At 41.3% G+C, this 15,909-nt stretch carries 12 protein-coding genes; 5 read left to right on the top strand and 7 right to left on the bottom strand.

The window, feature by feature from the left end; all coding sequences use genetic code 11:
- Positions 1–73: 73 nt before the first annotated feature.
- Positions 74–1,027, bottom strand: coding sequence for an AraC family transcriptional regulator (locus OA91_RS05790; RefSeq protein ID WP_063336707.1), 954 nt, complete (start codon positions 1,025–1,027; stop codon positions 74–76).
- A 235-nt stretch (positions 1,028–1,262) separates the two neighbouring features.
- Here OA91_RS05790 and OA91_RS05795 point away from each other — a divergent pair, with 235 nt between their 5' ends.
- The gene (locus OA91_RS05795) at positions 1,263–2,834 is read left to right on the top strand and encodes a methyl-accepting chemotaxis protein (protein WP_157203762.1); all 1,572 of its coding nucleotides are present in this window, start codon (positions 1,263–1,265) and stop codon (positions 2,832–2,834) included.
- Positions 2,835–3,218: 384 nt separating this feature from the next.
- Here the strand turns inward: OA91_RS05795 and OA91_RS05800 are convergent, their stop codons facing one another.
- The 5 genes from OA91_RS05800 to OA91_RS05820 all read right to left on the bottom strand — a co-directional run bounded on the left by OA91_RS05800 (position 3,219) and on the right by OA91_RS05820 (position 10,319).
- Complete coding sequence (locus tag OA91_RS05800) at positions 3,219–4,859, bottom strand: methyl-accepting chemotaxis protein (protein ID WP_063336709.1); 1,641 nt, start codon at positions 4,857–4,859, stop codon at positions 3,219–3,221.
- Between the two features lie 37 nt (positions 4,860–4,896).
- Positions 4,897–5,754 carry a universal stress protein gene (locus OA91_RS05805; RefSeq protein ID WP_046018464.1) on the bottom strand — a complete coding sequence of 286 codons (858 nt, stop codon included), beginning with the start codon at positions 5,752–5,754 and terminating at the stop codon, positions 4,897–4,899.
- Between the two features lie 24 nt (positions 5,755–5,778).
- Positions 5,779–7,788: a tripartite tricarboxylate transporter permease gene (locus OA91_RS05810; RefSeq protein WP_063336710.1), complete on the bottom strand. Its 2,010-nt coding sequence runs from the start codon at positions 7,786–7,788 to the stop codon at positions 5,779–5,781.
- A gap of 150 nt (positions 7,789–7,938) precedes the next feature.
- On the bottom strand, positions 7,939–9,045 hold the full coding sequence (locus OA91_RS05815) for a Bug family tripartite tricarboxylate transporter substrate binding protein (RefSeq protein ID WP_063336711.1): 1,107 nt from the start codon (positions 9,043–9,045) through the stop codon (positions 7,939–7,941).
- A gap of 143 nt (positions 9,046–9,188) precedes the next feature.
- Complete coding sequence (locus tag OA91_RS05820) at positions 9,189–10,319, bottom strand: 4-oxalomesaconate tautomerase (RefSeq protein ID WP_063336712.1); 1,131 nt, start codon at positions 10,317–10,319, stop codon at positions 9,189–9,191.
- A 423-nt stretch (positions 10,320–10,742) separates the two neighbouring features.
- Here OA91_RS05820 and gcvA point away from each other — a divergent pair, with 423 nt between their 5' ends.
- The 4 genes from gcvA to OA91_RS05840 all read left to right on the top strand — a co-directional run bounded on the left by gcvA (position 10,743) and on the right by OA91_RS05840 (position 15,059).
- A complete protein-coding gene (gcvA, locus tag OA91_RS05825) occupies positions 10,743–11,633 on the top strand; it encodes a transcriptional regulator GcvA (RefSeq protein WP_063336713.1) in 891 nt (296 codons plus the stop codon).
- A 229-nt stretch (positions 11,634–11,862) separates the two neighbouring features.
- On the top strand, positions 11,863–12,534 hold the full coding sequence (locus tag OA91_RS05830; RefSeq protein WP_063336714.1) for a response regulator transcription factor: 672 nt from the start codon (positions 11,863–11,865) through the stop codon (positions 12,532–12,534).
- On the top strand, positions 12,527–13,966 hold the full coding sequence (locus tag OA91_RS05835) for a sensor histidine kinase (protein WP_063336715.1): 1,440 nt from the start codon (positions 12,527–12,529) through the stop codon (positions 13,964–13,966). Before OA91_RS05830 ends, OA91_RS05835 begins: the two co-directional genes overlap by 8 nt.
- Position 13,967: 1 nt before the next feature.
- Entirely contained in the window at positions 13,968–15,059 is a 1,092-nt protein-coding gene (locus OA91_RS05840; protein WP_082827795.1) for an ABC transporter substrate-binding protein, read from the top strand.
- A 40-nt stretch (positions 15,060–15,099) separates the two neighbouring features.
- Here OA91_RS05840 and phnE read toward each other — a convergent pair whose 3' ends face one another.
- Entirely contained in the window at positions 15,100–15,897 is a 798-nt protein-coding gene (phnE, locus tag OA91_RS05845; protein ID WP_063336717.1) for a phosphonate ABC transporter, permease protein PhnE, read from the bottom strand.
- Between the last annotated feature and the right edge of the window lie 12 nt (positions 15,898–15,909).

Here is a 15,909-nt window from a genome sequence, read left to right on the forward strand (position 1 = left end):
GAAGCTTTATAAATAATTGACTTATATTGAATTTTTTTAAACATGAAAACTAAGTATATGATCTTAGTTCTCATTATAAAATCATATGGGGGGATTTTGATTTTGTAATGGAGGGTGATTCGCCATATTTTGTTTTATAGGCTCGGCTAAATGATGATTCTGATTGATAACCTGTTTCAAATGCAATATTAAGAACGTTTTCGTTCGTGTTTTTTAAGCGGTCTTTAGCTATCGCTAATCGCCAGTTGTTGATATATTTTTTAGGTGTTTGTCCTACTATATTTTTAAAGTGATTGATGAAACTTGTTCTAGACATTTTTGCCATTTGAGATAGTTTTTCTAAATCGATTTTTGAAGCTGTATCATTATGAATATGATACATAACTGCCGATAGGTTTTTATCTGTGTAAGCAACTATCCAGTTTTTATTTATATCTGAAAACTGTGAAACCCAAGTCCTAATACATTGTAATATTAATATATCAGCTAGTTTTGAAACAATTAACCCAGCACAAAAATCAAAATTTCTTGTTTCTCTTTTTATAGAGTTAACCGTACTTTTAATTGTTGAATGAGACTTTTCACTACTCGGTATTAGAATATAGTCTGGCATAGAGTTAATAATTGATTTAGTTATTTCATTCTCAAATAAAACGGTTCCGCATAAGGTGGTAGTAATATCTCCATCACCACCTGTTGTCAGACGTTCATAAAACTCAGTTACTTTCGATAAACTTTGCTCCGTTAATTCTTCTGCTGGTGAGAGGTTTTTATCAATTATGTCATGGCCACGTCCTCTCGGCAGTAAAATAAAGTCCCCTGGATTTAATACAATATTCTTTCCTGAAATGACAACAACGGCAGTCCCTTCCAATACAAGATGAAACATTGTGCTAGAAGGGATGGCAGGCATTTTAACACCCCATGGCTGCTTCATTGTAGAGTGAGTATAAAAAACGCTACTCATTTTTAATTGGCTAAGTGGAGAACTGAGTTCTGCTTGGCTTTGATTGAATTTTTCTAACATGTTTTTTAACTCTGTTAACTATTTGTACTTTTTGCAAACTAACCGCGACTTATTGACAACTAAATCATCACTCAATCTGAGTTAATGTATAAATTATCACGAATTTTATGAATGGTAATTTAGTTTTTATAAAAAATTCAATTTTATTCTCCTGCTTTTGAATTTATAAGGCTGAAAAATAATTTTTAAGGTGTGTTTAGTGACTACTATAAAGTTTAAGTTTATTGTGTTTTCAGTGTTTTTATCAATTTTTGTGACTTCATTTGGTGTTTTTTCAGTTGTCTCTCAAAATGAAGTTAAAAATAAATGGGAGTTATATCTAAGCGATGTCGAGAAAAGACAAAGAATGTTAATGGAAATAAAAGAAAGTTTTGGATATGGCGGTTTGATTCATAATTTTAAGAATTTTGTAATACGTGGTGATTTTAAGCACTCAAAAAAAGTTACTGAAAAATATATTGAAATTACTGATAAAATTAAAATTTATAAAAAAATTCACTTAATAAATGATGTTGAAATAGAATCTTTAAATAGTGTTCAAGAAGTAGCTGAGCAATATTTTAATATGTTAAGTAAAATAGAGCCTATGGTTATAAAGGGTGATGCCCCTGATTTAATCGATTCTTTAGTTAAAATAGATGATAGTAAGGCTTTGAAAGCTTTTGAAAAACTGAATGAAAACTTTAAATTTTTAAGAGAAGAGTCTAATAACGAGATTAATAGAACGTTTAATGCTATTAACTATGCAAATATTGGCAGTGGCATTGTATTAATTTTAATCGTGAGTTTGGGCTGCTATGTTTTATATTTTATCTCTGTACCAAGGCTTAAAGAACTAACGAATGTCATTATCAAGACAAGTGATAGCCGTGATATGAGTATGAGAGCGGAAATTAAAGGCAAAGATGAAATTGCAGAGGCAAGCCATGCCTTTAATAATCTCATGAGTGCCATGCAACAAGCCTTAGTAATAGTGGCTGGCTCTTCCCGTAAGTTAGTAGAAGTAACGGCCAATATGTCCAAGCAATCAGCAGAGGCCAAAGTCTTGATGTTAAATCAGCAATCGGAAGCTGACTTATTAGCAAATGCAATGGGTGATATGGGACAAACTGCCCAACAAATGTCTACCAATATAAGCCTTGCTTCAAGGTATGCGCATGAGGCTGTTAGTGTTGCGAATGATGTTGAATCCTCTATGTATTCAACAGCGGATAGTATTAGTTCACTTGCGAGTAATATTACTATTGCTGAAGAGACCATAGAGCAATTAGAAATTGAGGCATACGAAATAGGTAGCATTTTAGAGGATATAAGTGGTATCGCAGATCAAACCAACCTCCTCGCCCTGAATGCTGCTATTGAAGCCGCTAGAGCGGGTGAGCAAGGTCGAGGTTTTGCCGTTGTTGCCGATGAAGTACGTTCTCTTGCTTTACGCACGCAAGAATCCACAGAAAAAATAAAGTCTAAAATTGAGAGACTTCAGAAAACCACCAGTGAATCCGTTAATACGATGAAACAGGGTCAGATACTGTCAGAAAGTAGCGTAAAACTCGTCGAGAGTAGTAGTGATTCAATTCATCAAGTGATCGAAAAAGTTAAAGAAATTTCAGGCGGAAATGAATTAGTGACGAATACTTTTGAAGAGCAAAGTAATGTGACCAATCAGCTAAACGTTAATATTAAATCCATACATCAAGCATCGATTAATACCTTAACAGGCACCAATATGATTGAAGAAACCTGCCTAGAGGTGTCTGACTTAACGGCTGATTTAGATAAAATGTTGAATAAATTTAAATTAAGTTAATCGTCTTAATGAAAGGAGATTAAAAATAGAGGCTAGTGCTTAGCCTCTATTTTTCGAGAATCTTTAGGTAGAAACCAGATACGCAGTACTAGGGAACCTGCGAATAAGTCACCTCTTCTCAGTCTTTTCAGAAAACGTATCACACAAGGCGTTACTTTGACGTAATGTAGGTACCTTTCAAGAAGTGACAACACAGGGCGTGACTTTTTCTGAAATGCCGTTTTGGCATTATTCAAAGACCCGAAGGGCGTGGTCTAAAAGCCCTATCTTTATGTTGAGAACCTTATCAATAGAATCACTATTAAGTTGCGCTCCTCGCCATAAATCTAGCGGCTTTTATCCTCACGCTGAGGCGGGAGGACTTATTCGCAGGTTCCCTAGGCATCACACTTGATAGCGGCCTAAAAGCCTTTGTAGCTCGCTAGATAATGTCTCTAGTTCTTGGCTTGCTTGGGTGACTTTATCTGCACCGGTATTTACTTCTTGGGATTGGGTGTTGATGGTGGCTAATGAAGTATTAATATTTTCAGCCACATGGGACTGCAAATCCGATGCATCTGCTATGTCTAAATTCATGTGTGTCATACGTTCAACAGCTTTGGCAATTTGAGTTAACGTCTCAGCAGCAAGTTGAGATTTGTTTTCTGCGCTATCGGCTTGAGTGGAGCACAGCTGCATTATTTTTGAGGCTAAACTTGTGCCAGTTTGCAGGCTTTTTATGGCATCACGAATTTGGTCTGTAGAGGCTTGTGTCCTTTGTGCCAAGGTACGAACTTCATCGGCAACCACGGCAAAACCACGGCCGAGCTCCCCTGCACGGGCAGATTCTATCGCCGCATTAAGGGCTAATAAATTGGTTTGATCAGCGATGTCTGTGATCACATCAACCACTTGGCCTATGTTGTTGCTATCAGCATCTAAGATACTGATTTGACCTGATAACTTATTTATCTCTTCGATCAGGGCGTTGGTTGTTTGCATTGAATCTTGTACGACTTCAGAACCTTCATTTGCTTGATTACTGGTGTTTTGGGCTTCTTTATTAGCGCTTTCAGATTGACCTGTCACCTTATTGGTGGATTCGACCATTTGTTGCATAGCGCTGCTGACTTGTTCAACTTCCTCGCGCTGGGCATTGATTCTTAGCTTGGTTTCAGCGCTGATTTGGGTGAGCTCTGAAGAGGAGTTAGCAAGCTTAGCGGTCACATTGTTGAGCTCTTTAATTACATGGCGAATCATAGAGATAGTGGCATTGAAATGGGTTGCCATGGTGCCAATTTCGTCTTGTCTTTCGATTGGGATACTGGTGGTAAAATCCGCATCTCTAATAATGCGCTCCATACTATTACTTAAATCGTCGATGGGCTTCTTCACGGCACGATAGAGAATAAAGCTGAGAAAAACTAATAGACTGATAAGAAAAAGGCTTAGGCTAGTGAGCCAAATAAGATGGACTTGATAATCTGCTTTAAGTACTTTGTTTTCTTTTTCCACTAGGCGCATTTGTAAATTGATGAGAGCCGCAATCTTATGACTAATGGGATCAATATCTTTATATAAAGGGCCAATTTGACGATTTAAACGAGAGGCGACTTTTGGGCTCATCTCGCTTAATCTGGTGATCTTCTGAGTGACTTTCTCTATGGCTTTGTCGGCATTTACAAATAAGACTTCGGCTTCTTCAGCGAGTAATCGCTCTTCAGTACTTAAGTTACGACTACGATAAGCAAGCCACTTCTCGCTTATTTCTGCTTGTGCTCGGTTAATACCCTCTAAGGCTTGGGTTGCATTGATCAACCCTGCATTGGCTTTATTGACTGAGTCAGTGACATAAATGGCATAGTCATCCGCAATAATCTTTAGGTTTTCAAGAGGTACCATATGCTCTTGGTATACCTTTTCGACACCTTGATTAGCTGTTTTTAGTTGGATTAAGGAGGTGGCGACCACAATAAGTAGGCCAACCACTGGGAGCACTGAGAGCAAAAGGAGTTTACTTTTAATGGAGATATGAGGGATTTGCATCTTAGTGCTCCTAGGTGATGAAGGTTTGTTTTATTTTTTAGTGCATCATAAAAATAGGAAGATCAGACTTGGCCAGCATATGACGAGTAACACCGCCAAAGATTTGTTCACGCACACGTCGTCTTGTATAGGCGCCCATTATGATGAGTTGGCTTTGATGGTTTTTAGCGAAACTCATTAAAGCTTCACCTGTGGCGCTATGGCTATTATCGAACTGTTCAATAATGGTATTGATGCCATGGCATTTAAGATAATCGGCTAGCTCATTGGGGCTTGGTTGACGATATCCCTTACGAGTACCTGTGGTGATAATGACTTGCTGGGCTCGTTTTAAAATTGGCAGCGCATGGCTTATTGCTCGGGCCACTTCAGTACTGGCATTCCAAGCAATCAAGACCTTATCCGCTTTAAATTGGGTCATGGTTCTAGGGACTAGCAAAACAGGTTTGCCGCTGCGCATAATGGCGGCTTCAAAGGTAGCGGTAGAGCTACCTGATTTAGACTGAGGGATAATGACAAGGTCAGATACCTTGCCTTTTTCCGCGACTAGCTCACTGCGTAAACCATTCACTTCGACCCAGTGGGCAGTGGTATTTCGGCTAGATGCTTTTTCGCTCAGTTTGATATCTAGCTTACGGCATAACTTAGCGAATTCTGTCTGCAGGGTTTGTGATTCAGACTGAGAGAACTTCCCCGCCAGTGACTCTAATTCTCGTACTAGCTTGGTAGGAATACCTATCGCACCTTCTGGGATAAATTGTCTTGGGCTAACTTGAGCATGCAGCACTTCTAAATGACCATCAAAGTAGTTAGCCACGGAAAGCGCACCTTCAAGGCGTTCATTAATGTGGCCACTGGTGGAGAGGGGCATTAATAAGGATTTTGGGGTAATCATAAAAAATCTCCGTGAGAAAACTCCCTAGCCTATCGGCCAGGGAAGTTGAACTAGATCTTGTAGCAGGCCACGGGGAAGATCTAACACCATGACATGAGATAGAACACTTAAGAATAAAACGGCACTCATAGTTAGGGAGGCGGTTTTTATAAAGGAGGTACGCGCTTTTAAGACCAAGAAGGCAATAAAAAAGAGACTGATAGAAATAAGATAGCCAAGTACAAAACAACCCAGGATAAGGCCAACTAACCAATAGATATAATGCATCAAGCTGGCAACACTTTGATCGCCCTTATAGCCTGCGACGATTTCATTATCAAAGTTCACAGGGTCATCAAACTTATTAGTAACAAGCTTATAAAGCACAATACTGGATAATATGAGCATGAGACCAGATAAGCCTGCGGTAAACACGCCCCCTAAAAAGGATTGCTGTAAAGAGTCGTACAAACCATAGGCGAAGGTTAGACAAACCGCAGCGGCAAATATTACCTGTGGGCGAATGGAGTGCTGAGCTTTAGCTTGTGTTTGAGTTAGATTGTCTTTCTCAGCGCTCTCAGCGTCACTAGTATCATCTGACTTGCTTGCGTGTCTTGCTGCAAAGTAAATAGAAACCGCCGTCATGATGCCAATGATGATAACGCCCGGTTTTAATAAGAAGCCCCAACCATCAAACTGTACCGCTTGATATAAATAGGTTTCCATACCGCCAGCGAGTACAAAACCGATTAAAAAAGCCGGTCTTGGCCAACCAAAGCGCTTCATTAAAATACCTAATAAACCGATACCCAATAGTGCCATCAAGTCGCCAAGATCTCGGGTCGCTTGGAAAGCCGCAAAGCAGATCACCATGATCATGAATGGGGCCATTAAGGCGTAAGGTATGGTCGTGAGCTTAGCGACCCACTTAGATAGGATTAAACAAGCACCGGCACCAATAACATTCGCCATCGCAAGAGACCAGACAATGGTGTAAGTGATGTCTAGGTCTGTGCTGACCATAGCAGGGCCTGGTTCAAGACCGATAAGTACCATGCCACCTAAGAAGACAGCCATACTGCCAGAACCTGGAATACCAAATAACAGGGTAGGGATAAGACCACCGCCTTCTTTGGCATTATTGGATGACTCTGGTGCTAATACACCACGCACATCACCTTTACCAAACTCTGACTTGTCTTTTGAGGTTTGAACCGCATGACCATAGGCGATCCAATCGACAACGCTACCACCAAGACCTGGGAGTGCGCCGACTATGCAACCGATAATGGCACAACGAATCGCTAGCCATTTGTTACGTACTAGATCTGTGATGCCTTCAACCCAACCACTGCCTAATTTAGAGGCTTCAGCAATAGGGCGATTTTGTCTTAATAGATCAATAATTTCGGGAATAGCGAAAATACCTAAGCCAACCACCACTAACGGAATACCATCCATTAGGTAGCTATTATCAAAACTCATACGGTATTCACCGGTCGCAGGAGCGCCACCAATGCTGCCAAACAGCAAGCCAATGCCGCAGGCGCTCAAGCCTTTAATTAGGCTATTACCTGCTAGTACACCTACCATACTCAGTCCGAGTAAGGTCAGCATAAATAGCTCAGCCGAGCCAAACGCTAGGATGACAGGGCGAGCAATAAGAACAAATAAGGTTAGGACTAAAGCACCAAATAAACCGCCGAACAAAGAGGCAGAAAAAGCTGCCGATAAGGCTCTGGCTGCTTGGCCTTTTTTGGCCATGGGGAAGCCATCTAACACAGTGGCTTGAGACCCGCTTGAGCCGGGGATACCCATCAATACTGAGGTGAAAGTATCAGACGTTGGGATAACAGCAACCAAACCAATTAACATGGCAAGGGCCGAAACGGGCTCCATTCCGAATAAAAAAGGTAACAGGAGAGAGAGGCCTGCTATGCCACCTAAACCTGGAAAAATACCAATAGCGAGACCCAGTAAAACGCCGCCAGAAAGGTATAAAAGATGAGTGCCCGTGAGTATGGTTTGCAGGGCGATTAAGAATGCATCAATCATGCGCTCAAGCCTCTTAAAGTAATGATATGGCGAACGGTTTTTCGACCACAGGTGTTGGTTAGGTGAGGCATGTGCGCTCTCCGATAAATGAGCTTCTCAAAGCCCTGAAAACAGGGCTTATCAAAGTGAAAGAGTAAAGATAGTGAGGGATTAAAAGCGTACGTTATACTTTTCAGTCAACCAGCTGCGGACCCACTCTTTATCTGCGTCTGAGATAGAAAGAGCTGTGTTAAAGGCACTGGTAGCGTCACCATAAATTGCTTGCGGGTAAAGGCCTAAAACCTTTTCAGAACGGCTCTTAAACTCGTCTGATTCAACGGTTTTAGCAATGGCATTCTGCCAAGTTTCAATCACTTCTTCTGAGGTCCCTTTAGGTAAGAAAATCCCTTTTTGAGCAGCAAAGCCTGCGACAAAGAAAGCTTTCCAAACTTTAAAGTCAGTACCAGAAGGGGCTTCGCCATGAATCATTTCATAGACTTCAGCGAAGTGAGGTAGGTCTGGGAAAGTTGGGTCTCTTTGCAAGCTACCATCTTCAGCCAAAATACCCCAAGTCATGATAGGTACCGCTTTGCCTTCTTTAACCAAAGGTGTCACTTTTTTCAGGTAAGCGGCACTGGTTTGGTAATCGATATTGACTTCACCACGTTCAAAAGCGAGACGACCTGCGCCACGACCTTTCATGCCAAAGATTGCTTTAACATCTATGTCTAACATGTCTAAAGCAAGTAGTGGGACTAGGTCTAACGAGGTTGCGCCTTGGCTACCATACTTAAGTTCTTGATTGCGTAATTTCACTAGGTCTTGCGCTGAGTTAATACCCAGATCAGCATTCACATAGAAGACACCACCTGTTGGTGTGGCAAGTACAGCGTGCCAATCTTGATATTCATATTTAACGCGACGATCACCTAATAGGTAAGGGAATTGAGTTGAACCTGAGGTGCCTAGTACGTTAAGGCCGTTGTTTTTAGCACGACGTTGGAACTGGTTTGCCCCTTTGGTAGAGCCACCGCCAGGGATGTTTTTCACCACGACTACAGGTTCACCCGGTAGGTTTTTTGAGATCATAGGTGCATAGAAGCGCGCCCAAGTGTCCGAACCACCGCCTTCTTTGAAAGGGACAATCCATTCAACACGTTTACCACTAAAATCAGTGGCTTGAGCAGGTACTGAAAGTGTTGCAAGCACAATACTTGCGCCTGTGATGATGCCTTGCATCAATCGTGTGATTGATTGTTTTTTAAGTTGATAACTCATTGTAAGCCTCATAATTATTTTTGTATTAAGGGTGACCATGCCTATGGTCGGGTTTACTCTTATTGCTCCACCTTAAAAAGGTAAGCTGTCACCAAGCTGTCACAGACGACTTGGTGTGGTTTTATTGAAAATGGATAAACTGATTAGGATGCTTGCAGTTTTAAAGGCGTCCAAATACGGCTAGGGACATACAGGTCGCCTCGAAATAAACGTCTAGCAGTGCGAACTAGTCCTGCTTGATGAATTTCAGAACGCTCTTGCTTAAGCGTCATGTTTAACGCGATCGTGATTTTTCCACTTGGGTGTTCAATAACGACTTGCTTCGCTTTATCGCTACCCTTGCTATTAACTTGGTTATCAAGTGCTATGGGGGTTAAGCCTTCTGCGACTGTGCCTGGAATGGCGGAGCAAACACTGACGCAAATAGCACCTGTTGCAGAGTGGCTGGCATGGCAGTTGTGGGGGACGAAATAGCGAGAAGTAATGCTGCCACCCTGTTGTGGTGTACTTAGTAGACCAACTTTGGGAATCACTTGATGAGAAACATCTCCCAATCCCATTTTTTCGCCTGCGATTAAACGAATCGCTTCGATACGCGCAAGCAAACTTTCATTATTATCTAGGCTCTGTTTGGACTCATTGCCTTTAATACCAAGGCTTGTGGCAGGGATAAGCACCATAGGCATAGCGGCATCTATGCAACTGACTTCTGTCCCTAGAATCGAATCCTTTAGCTGGCCTGTTGGGAATAGCTTGCCTGTTTTTGTCCCTGCAACATTCAAGAAGTTGAGCATGACAGGTGCCGCACTACCTTCCACGCCATCAATTTGAGTTTCACCTTCATAATTAACAAAACCATCAGGTGTTTGTACTAAGACATGGATGAAAGAGTTGGTGTTTAGGTTGCGCACTCTGACTAAAGTTTCGCCTAATTGAGCACGGACTAAACCGGACTCTATGGCGAAAGGGGCGGCGCCAGAGAGGATGTTGCCACAAGATGGCGCGGTATCTACGGACATGTCATCGATAGAGACTTGTGCAAACAAATAATCAATATCCGCTTCTGGACTCTCTGAAACCGAAATGATCGCCGCTTTACTGGTTAAGCTGGTGGCACCACCAATACCGTCAATTTGTTGACCCGTACATGATCCCATCGCTGACAATAAAACCTGTTTTTGTGTTTCCCAATCCCTAGGTAAATCATTCGCCAAAAAATAAGGTCCACGTGACGTACCGCCACGCATCATGGTGCAGGGAATGGATGTTTGCATGAGGTCACCTCGAGCTATAGTTTAGATTTTCTAAATCAAAATGCTGTTTTTTATTTTAGGACTTGCTGATGTGGGCTAAAGTACCGTGGAGGCTTTTGACTGACAAACGATAAGATTTAGCTATTTGGTATAGAAAAACTACACTGAAAAATTAGCGCAATAGATAAAATTAAAAATAAAGTGATTTCTATCTAGGGTTGATGAAAAATATTATATTTCTAATTTATTGTTTTAATTATATTTATTTTTAATATCTTTCTTCTTTAGTGATTGTTCTTTGTAGGGTTTTAGAATCTTGATTTAGTAATAATGATGCTATAGAAAAATCGTTTTATAAGTTAGAAACGCTAATGAAAAAATGATCTCTACCAATAACGCTTATAAAAATAATAGAATAACTAAACTGAAAAAGTGGAAAATACGATGAAACGCTTACCTCCTTTAAAAGCGATGCAGGCATTTGAAGCGGCTGGACGGCATCAAAGTCTTAAAAAAGCAGCGGATGAGTTATGTGTCACCACAGGCGCTATTAGCCAGCAAATTAAGTTGTTGGAAGCCCATTTAGACGTTGAGTTGTTTAAGCGCTTAAATAAATCTGTGCGCTTAACAGAAGCGGGTAGAGCTTGTCTTCCTCTCATTGAGCAAGGGTTTGAGCTGTTAGGTGATGCCGCAGCAAAAGCACAAACCTATAGTGAACAAAAGCTCATTACCATTAGCGTGGCGCCTTCTTTTGGCGCGAAATGGTTATTGCCTCGATTAGAGCAGTTTAGGCGTAAACACCCTGATATTGATTTACGTATTGACGCCTCAACTCGACTCATCGATTTTGCCCATGATGATGTGGATATTTCGATTCGTTATGGGGCAATCAAGGAGAAAGGAATGCATGTGGAATCTCTTTCTCATGAAGAGCTGTTTCCTGTTTGTAGCCCTCACCTGATGACCCAGTGTGCCAGTTTAGAAGCCCTAAGTGATTATCCTTTATTGCACCTTGAGCGACGTTCTGCGGACAAGTCCTTTCCCGGTTGGGCCGAATGGATTGAAGAGAATGGGCTAAATAAAGACGCCTTTAAACATGGGCCAAGATTCAGTATGTCGAGCATGGTGTTACAGGCCGCAATAGATGGGCAAGGGGTGGCGATGGCCAGCAGCGTATTGGCAGCGGATGATTTAAAAACAGGGCGTTTAATTCGGCTTTTTCCGCAATCATTAAGGGCGAAATATAACTATCACCTAATATGTACTAAAAGCCTGTCACAAAGGGCTGATGTGGTGAAGTTTATTGATTGGATCAAGCAGGAGATTCTCACATAAATTGTGTTTTTGCCGCTGATGAAGTGATTCTAAACACCCAGTGAATGGCGTGTTTACATAGTCTTGAAAGCTGTCAGCAAGCTGTCATGGAAAAAACTTATTTGTCTTAACAGACTTATTAGTGGCTGCTAATATTTTGATTATTCAGTAAGACATTTTTATTGAATATGAGTCTAGGATGGATGGAATAGATTAAGGAAAAGAGCCAGTGCCACTTAGGTAATGATTTATGAGAATACTGATTGTTGAAGATGATGAGGTATTAGGCGAAGCCATTAATCAACGTATTTTAAAACAAGGTCACGGGGTGGATCTTGTGACCAGTGGTGCCGATGCAAATGACATTTTAAGGCACCAAGAATACGACCTTGTGATCTTGGACCTGAACTTACCAGGCATGAATGGTGAGCAAGTATTAAATAAACTCAGAATCAGAAAAACCATTACTCCTGTACTTATTTTAACGGCCAGAGATGAGGTGAAAGATAGAATCCAGTTACTGGATCTTGGAGCAGATGATTACCTGACTAAACCCTTTGATTTTGGTGAGTTTGATGCAAGGTGTCGTGCTCTATTAAGGCGCCAACAAGGCCAAGCCCATGATCTTATTCAATATGGCAATCTTAGCTTAGATAGAAAGGCCTGTAGTGTGTATGTAGATCAGGTTTTAATCGATCTAAAGCAAAGAGAGTTTCGATTATTAGAAGTCTTTTTAACTCATACAGGTTGGGTGCTCAGTAAAGATGATTTGATCGACCACCTCTATAACTTTGATGAGCCACCAAGCCCTAATGCGATTGAACTTTATGTTGCAAGGTTAAGAAAAAAACTGCAAAAGAGTCAGGTTGAAATCCGCACCCTAAGAGGGCTTGGCTATATTTTGGAAGCTTTGAATGATTAGCCCTTCTGGCAAATCTATTCGTGGGCAATTGATCTTAATGACCTTGCTCCTTTTGTGTATTGCGAGTTTTATTACTTTCTTTTTAGCTAATAGTTATGGCCAGCGTTCTGCTCAGATTTCCTACGACAGATTGCTTACCAGTGCGGCAATTCAAGTGGCTGAAAGCATTAGTATGAAGGAGGGGAGAATTACGGTAGACCTGCCTTGGTCTGCTTTTGAAATATTATCCTCAGCGCCAAATGATAGAGTTTTTTATCAAATCAAAGACAAAACAGGGCAAAAAATAACAGGCTATGATGCTTTACCAACTAGCAAGGATAAAAGACAAAGAGCTAACTTTGATGCTCCTCAGCATAAACCTGATTCTTACTTTTTTGATGCTAGTTATGATGGTGAGCCAGTCAGGTTTCTTGTCTATAAAAAACGTCTGACAGAAGCTAATTATTCTGGTGATGTGAGCATCCAAATTGGGCAGACCGTGATTGCTAGAGAGGCTCTAGCAAATGAAATTAGTTGGCGTGGTATTCAGCTTGTCTTTCCCTTTATTTCTGTGGGTTTTATTTTAGTTATGCTAGGTATTTGGCAATTACTAAAGCCCATAAATAAACTCAATCGAGCGCTTTCTTCTCGTACAGGTTTTGATCTGTCGAAAATTGATTTACCCGTGCCGACAGAGCTTGAGCCGTTAGTGCAAAGTATTAATCATTTTATGGGACAGCTAGAGAACAACTTGAATCAACTGCAGCGCTTTACCAGTGAAGCGGCCCATCAATTAAGAACGCCACTGGCTGGGTTAAAATCCCAAGCACAAAACGCCGTGTCCGAAGAGGATGAAGATGTCAGACATAAGCAGCTTTTACGTGTGATTGAGTCATGCGATATGCTAAATCATACTGTAACTCAGCTACTGATGCAGGCAACCTTATCCCATCGTTTTCAAAGCCAACAGTTAACTCAAATTGATCTTGTTAAAATGACAAAAACAGTATGTAAACAGGTGGTTGTGTCTGCGTTACAGCAAGAGGTTGAAATTGCTTTTGAGGGAGAGAAAGCATTTGCAAAAGAGCAGCAAGCTCACATTTTAGGAGATGAGTTCGCATTAGAGCAGATGCTAAGAAATATTCTAGAAAATGCGATTAAATACAGCCCAGCTCATTCAGTTGTTGTGGTGAGTCTAGCCAAAATTGATGCCAGCTCAACGCCTAAGATTGCCTTGTCTGTACAAGATAAGGGGATAGGGATACCTGATAGTGAAAAGCCCCATGTATTTGAGCGCTTCTATCGTAGTGCCAATAATCCGCGTTCTGGCACTGGCTTAGGTTTAGCAATTGCCAAAGAGGTAGTTGATCATCACGGGGCATCCTTAGAGCTTGTTGATAATGCGCCCACAGGTCTTATTGTGAACATAAGCTTTGAATTGCTGGAACCTTAATATGATAAAGTTTTTATCTGCTTTTATCCTCTTGATGATAAGTTTTACTGCGCTAGCCAATAAGCAAGAAAATGCCTTGAGCGAGAGCGCCAGTAAGCTGATTTTAAAAGTAAAAGGTGCGGCAGATACGCCAGAAATAACGCCTTTGTTTAACGCTTTTATGAACCGCTTTCCGAATATTATTGTGCAATATGAAGAGCTAGGTTCACGTGAGTTATACCAAGAATTTCTGGCTGGCGAATTGGCTGATGCGGATGTTATTACAAGCTCCGCCATGGATTTACAAATCAAGTTAGTTAACGATGGCCATGCCCAAGCTTATCGTTCTGAGCAAACTCGTAGCTTGCCAGAATGGGCGAACTGGCGAGATGAAATTTTTGGTTTTACCTATGAGCCAGCAGTCATTGCTTATAACCATGATTTCATTTCTCGTAATTCCAGCATCATAGCGCCGAGCTTGCAAAGCCGAGCACAGATGTTGGAGTTTATACGGCAAAATTCACACAGACTTAAAGGGCTGATTGGTACTTTTGATATTGGAAAAGTCGGCATTGGCTATCTTTTATGGGCACATGATAGTCAGCAATCTAGTAGTTATGGGCGTGTATTAGAGTCTTTTGGTATTCATGATGTCCGTCTTTATCCGAGTAGCGCTGCTATGCTCAAGGCTTTAGCAGATGGAGAGATAGCAATCGCTTATAATTTGCTCGGTTCCTACGCTAAATCTTGGGCTAAAACCTACCCTCAAATTAAGTTTGTACTTCCAAAAGATTACACAGTCGCGATTATGCGTACGGCTTTTATCCCGAAAACAGCACCGAATGCGAAACTCGCGAAAGTGTTTTTAGATTTTTTATTATCTCAGCAAGGGCAACAGGTACTTGCTCAGCAATCGAACTTATTTCCTATTAATGCCAAAGTGAGAAAAGACTACTTGAATACCTCGTTCGATCTATCGGATACGGGTAATACTAGGCCCATTGCATTAGGGCTAAAGCTCTTGGTTTTAACGGATGAAATGAAGCGAAAAATCATTTTAGATGAATGGTCTCAGGCGTTAATTAAACCTGAAAAGGGCTCTCCTTTAGAATAAAGTTGAGCCCTTTTTTGAATGCTATTGTTAACTGAAATCGTTAGATTAAACGTTTACGAATATTCACCACGATAATCTCAGCGACGATAACAACGGCAAAGATAGAGAGTAATGCGACTGCCACTCGTTGCCATTCAAACAGGTTCATTGAGTCACTTAATACCACACCGATACCGCCAGCACCGACCAAGCCTAATACCGCTGATTCACGTACGTTAATGTCCCAACGAAATAGCACGATACTGAAAAAGGCTGGCAGGATTTGCGGCCAGTAGCCTTTTAGTAGTACTGACATCCAAGAGGCGCCAGTAGCTCTTAAGGCTTCAATCGGCCCCATGTTTACCTCTTCAATCGCTTCACCTAATAGCTTGCCGACAAAACCGACAGAACGAAAGGCAATGGCGAGTACGCCGGCGATAACTCCTGGACCAAAAATAGACACAAACAAGAGTGCCCAAACCAGTGAGTTTACTGATCGAGAAGAAACTAAGAAGAATCGTGCAATCCAGTGTACCCAAGGGGATGCCACAATATTGCTCGCATTCATCAAGGCCAAAGGCAGGGCGAAGATCAAGGTAACTAACGTACCTAGGGTGGCGATGTTAAGGGTTTCTATCATGGCGTCATGGACTGTCACAGGATAGTAAGCAAAATCAATAGGCCACATACGGCTGAACATGTCTGCCATTTGTTCTGGTGCATCAAAGAAGAACTCAGGGATGACCTCGACCGATTGAATCGATTGCACCATAGCCATGATAAGTACTAGGTAAACCGCATAACGGGACAGCTTTTGCTTTAGGGTAAAACGCTGCCATTGATGATTCATTGTATTCATTTAATTGGCTCC

The sequence above is a fragment of the Marinomonas sp. SBI8L genome (assembly GCF_001624705.1).
Lineage (GTDB): Bacteria > Pseudomonadota > Gammaproteobacteria > Pseudomonadales > Marinomonadaceae > Marinomonas.

Coding starts and splice junctions, on each gene's coding strand:
- OA91_RS05790 (WP_063336707.1), bottom strand. CDS start 1,027: ATGTTAGAAAAATTCAATCAAAGCCAAGCAGAACTCAGTTCTCCACTT.
- OA91_RS05800 (WP_063336709.1), bottom strand. CDS start 4,859: ATGCAAATCCCTCATATCTCCATTAAAAGTAAACTCCTTTTGCTCTCA.
- OA91_RS05805 (WP_046018464.1), bottom strand. CDS start 5,754: ATGATTACCCCAAAATCCTTATTAATGCCCCTCTCCACCAGTGGCCAC.
- OA91_RS05810 (WP_063336710.1), bottom strand. CDS start 7,788: ATGATTGATGCATTCTTAATCGCCCTGCAAACCATACTCACGGGCACT.
- OA91_RS05815 (WP_063336711.1), bottom strand. CDS start 9,045: ATGAGTTATCAACTTAAAAAACAATCAATCACACGATTGATGCAAGGC.
- OA91_RS05820 (WP_063336712.1), bottom strand. CDS start 10,319: ATGCAAACATCCATTCCCTGCACCATGATGCGTGGCGGTACGTCACGT.
- gcvA (WP_063336713.1), top strand. CDS start 10,743: ATGAAACGCTTACCTCCTTTAAAAGCGATGCAGGCATTTGAAGCGGCT.
- OA91_RS05830 (WP_063336714.1), top strand. CDS start 11,863: ATGAGAATACTGATTGTTGAAGATGATGAGGTATTAGGCGAAGCCATT.
- OA91_RS05835 (WP_063336715.1), top strand. CDS start 12,527: ATGATTAGCCCTTCTGGCAAATCTATTCGTGGGCAATTGATCTTAATG.
- OA91_RS05840 (WP_082827795.1), top strand. CDS start 13,968: ATGATAAAGTTTTTATCTGCTTTTATCCTCTTGATGATAAGTTTTACT.
- phnE (WP_063336717.1), bottom strand. CDS start 15,897: ATGAATACAATGAATCATCAATGGCAGCGTTTTACCCTAAAGCAAAAG.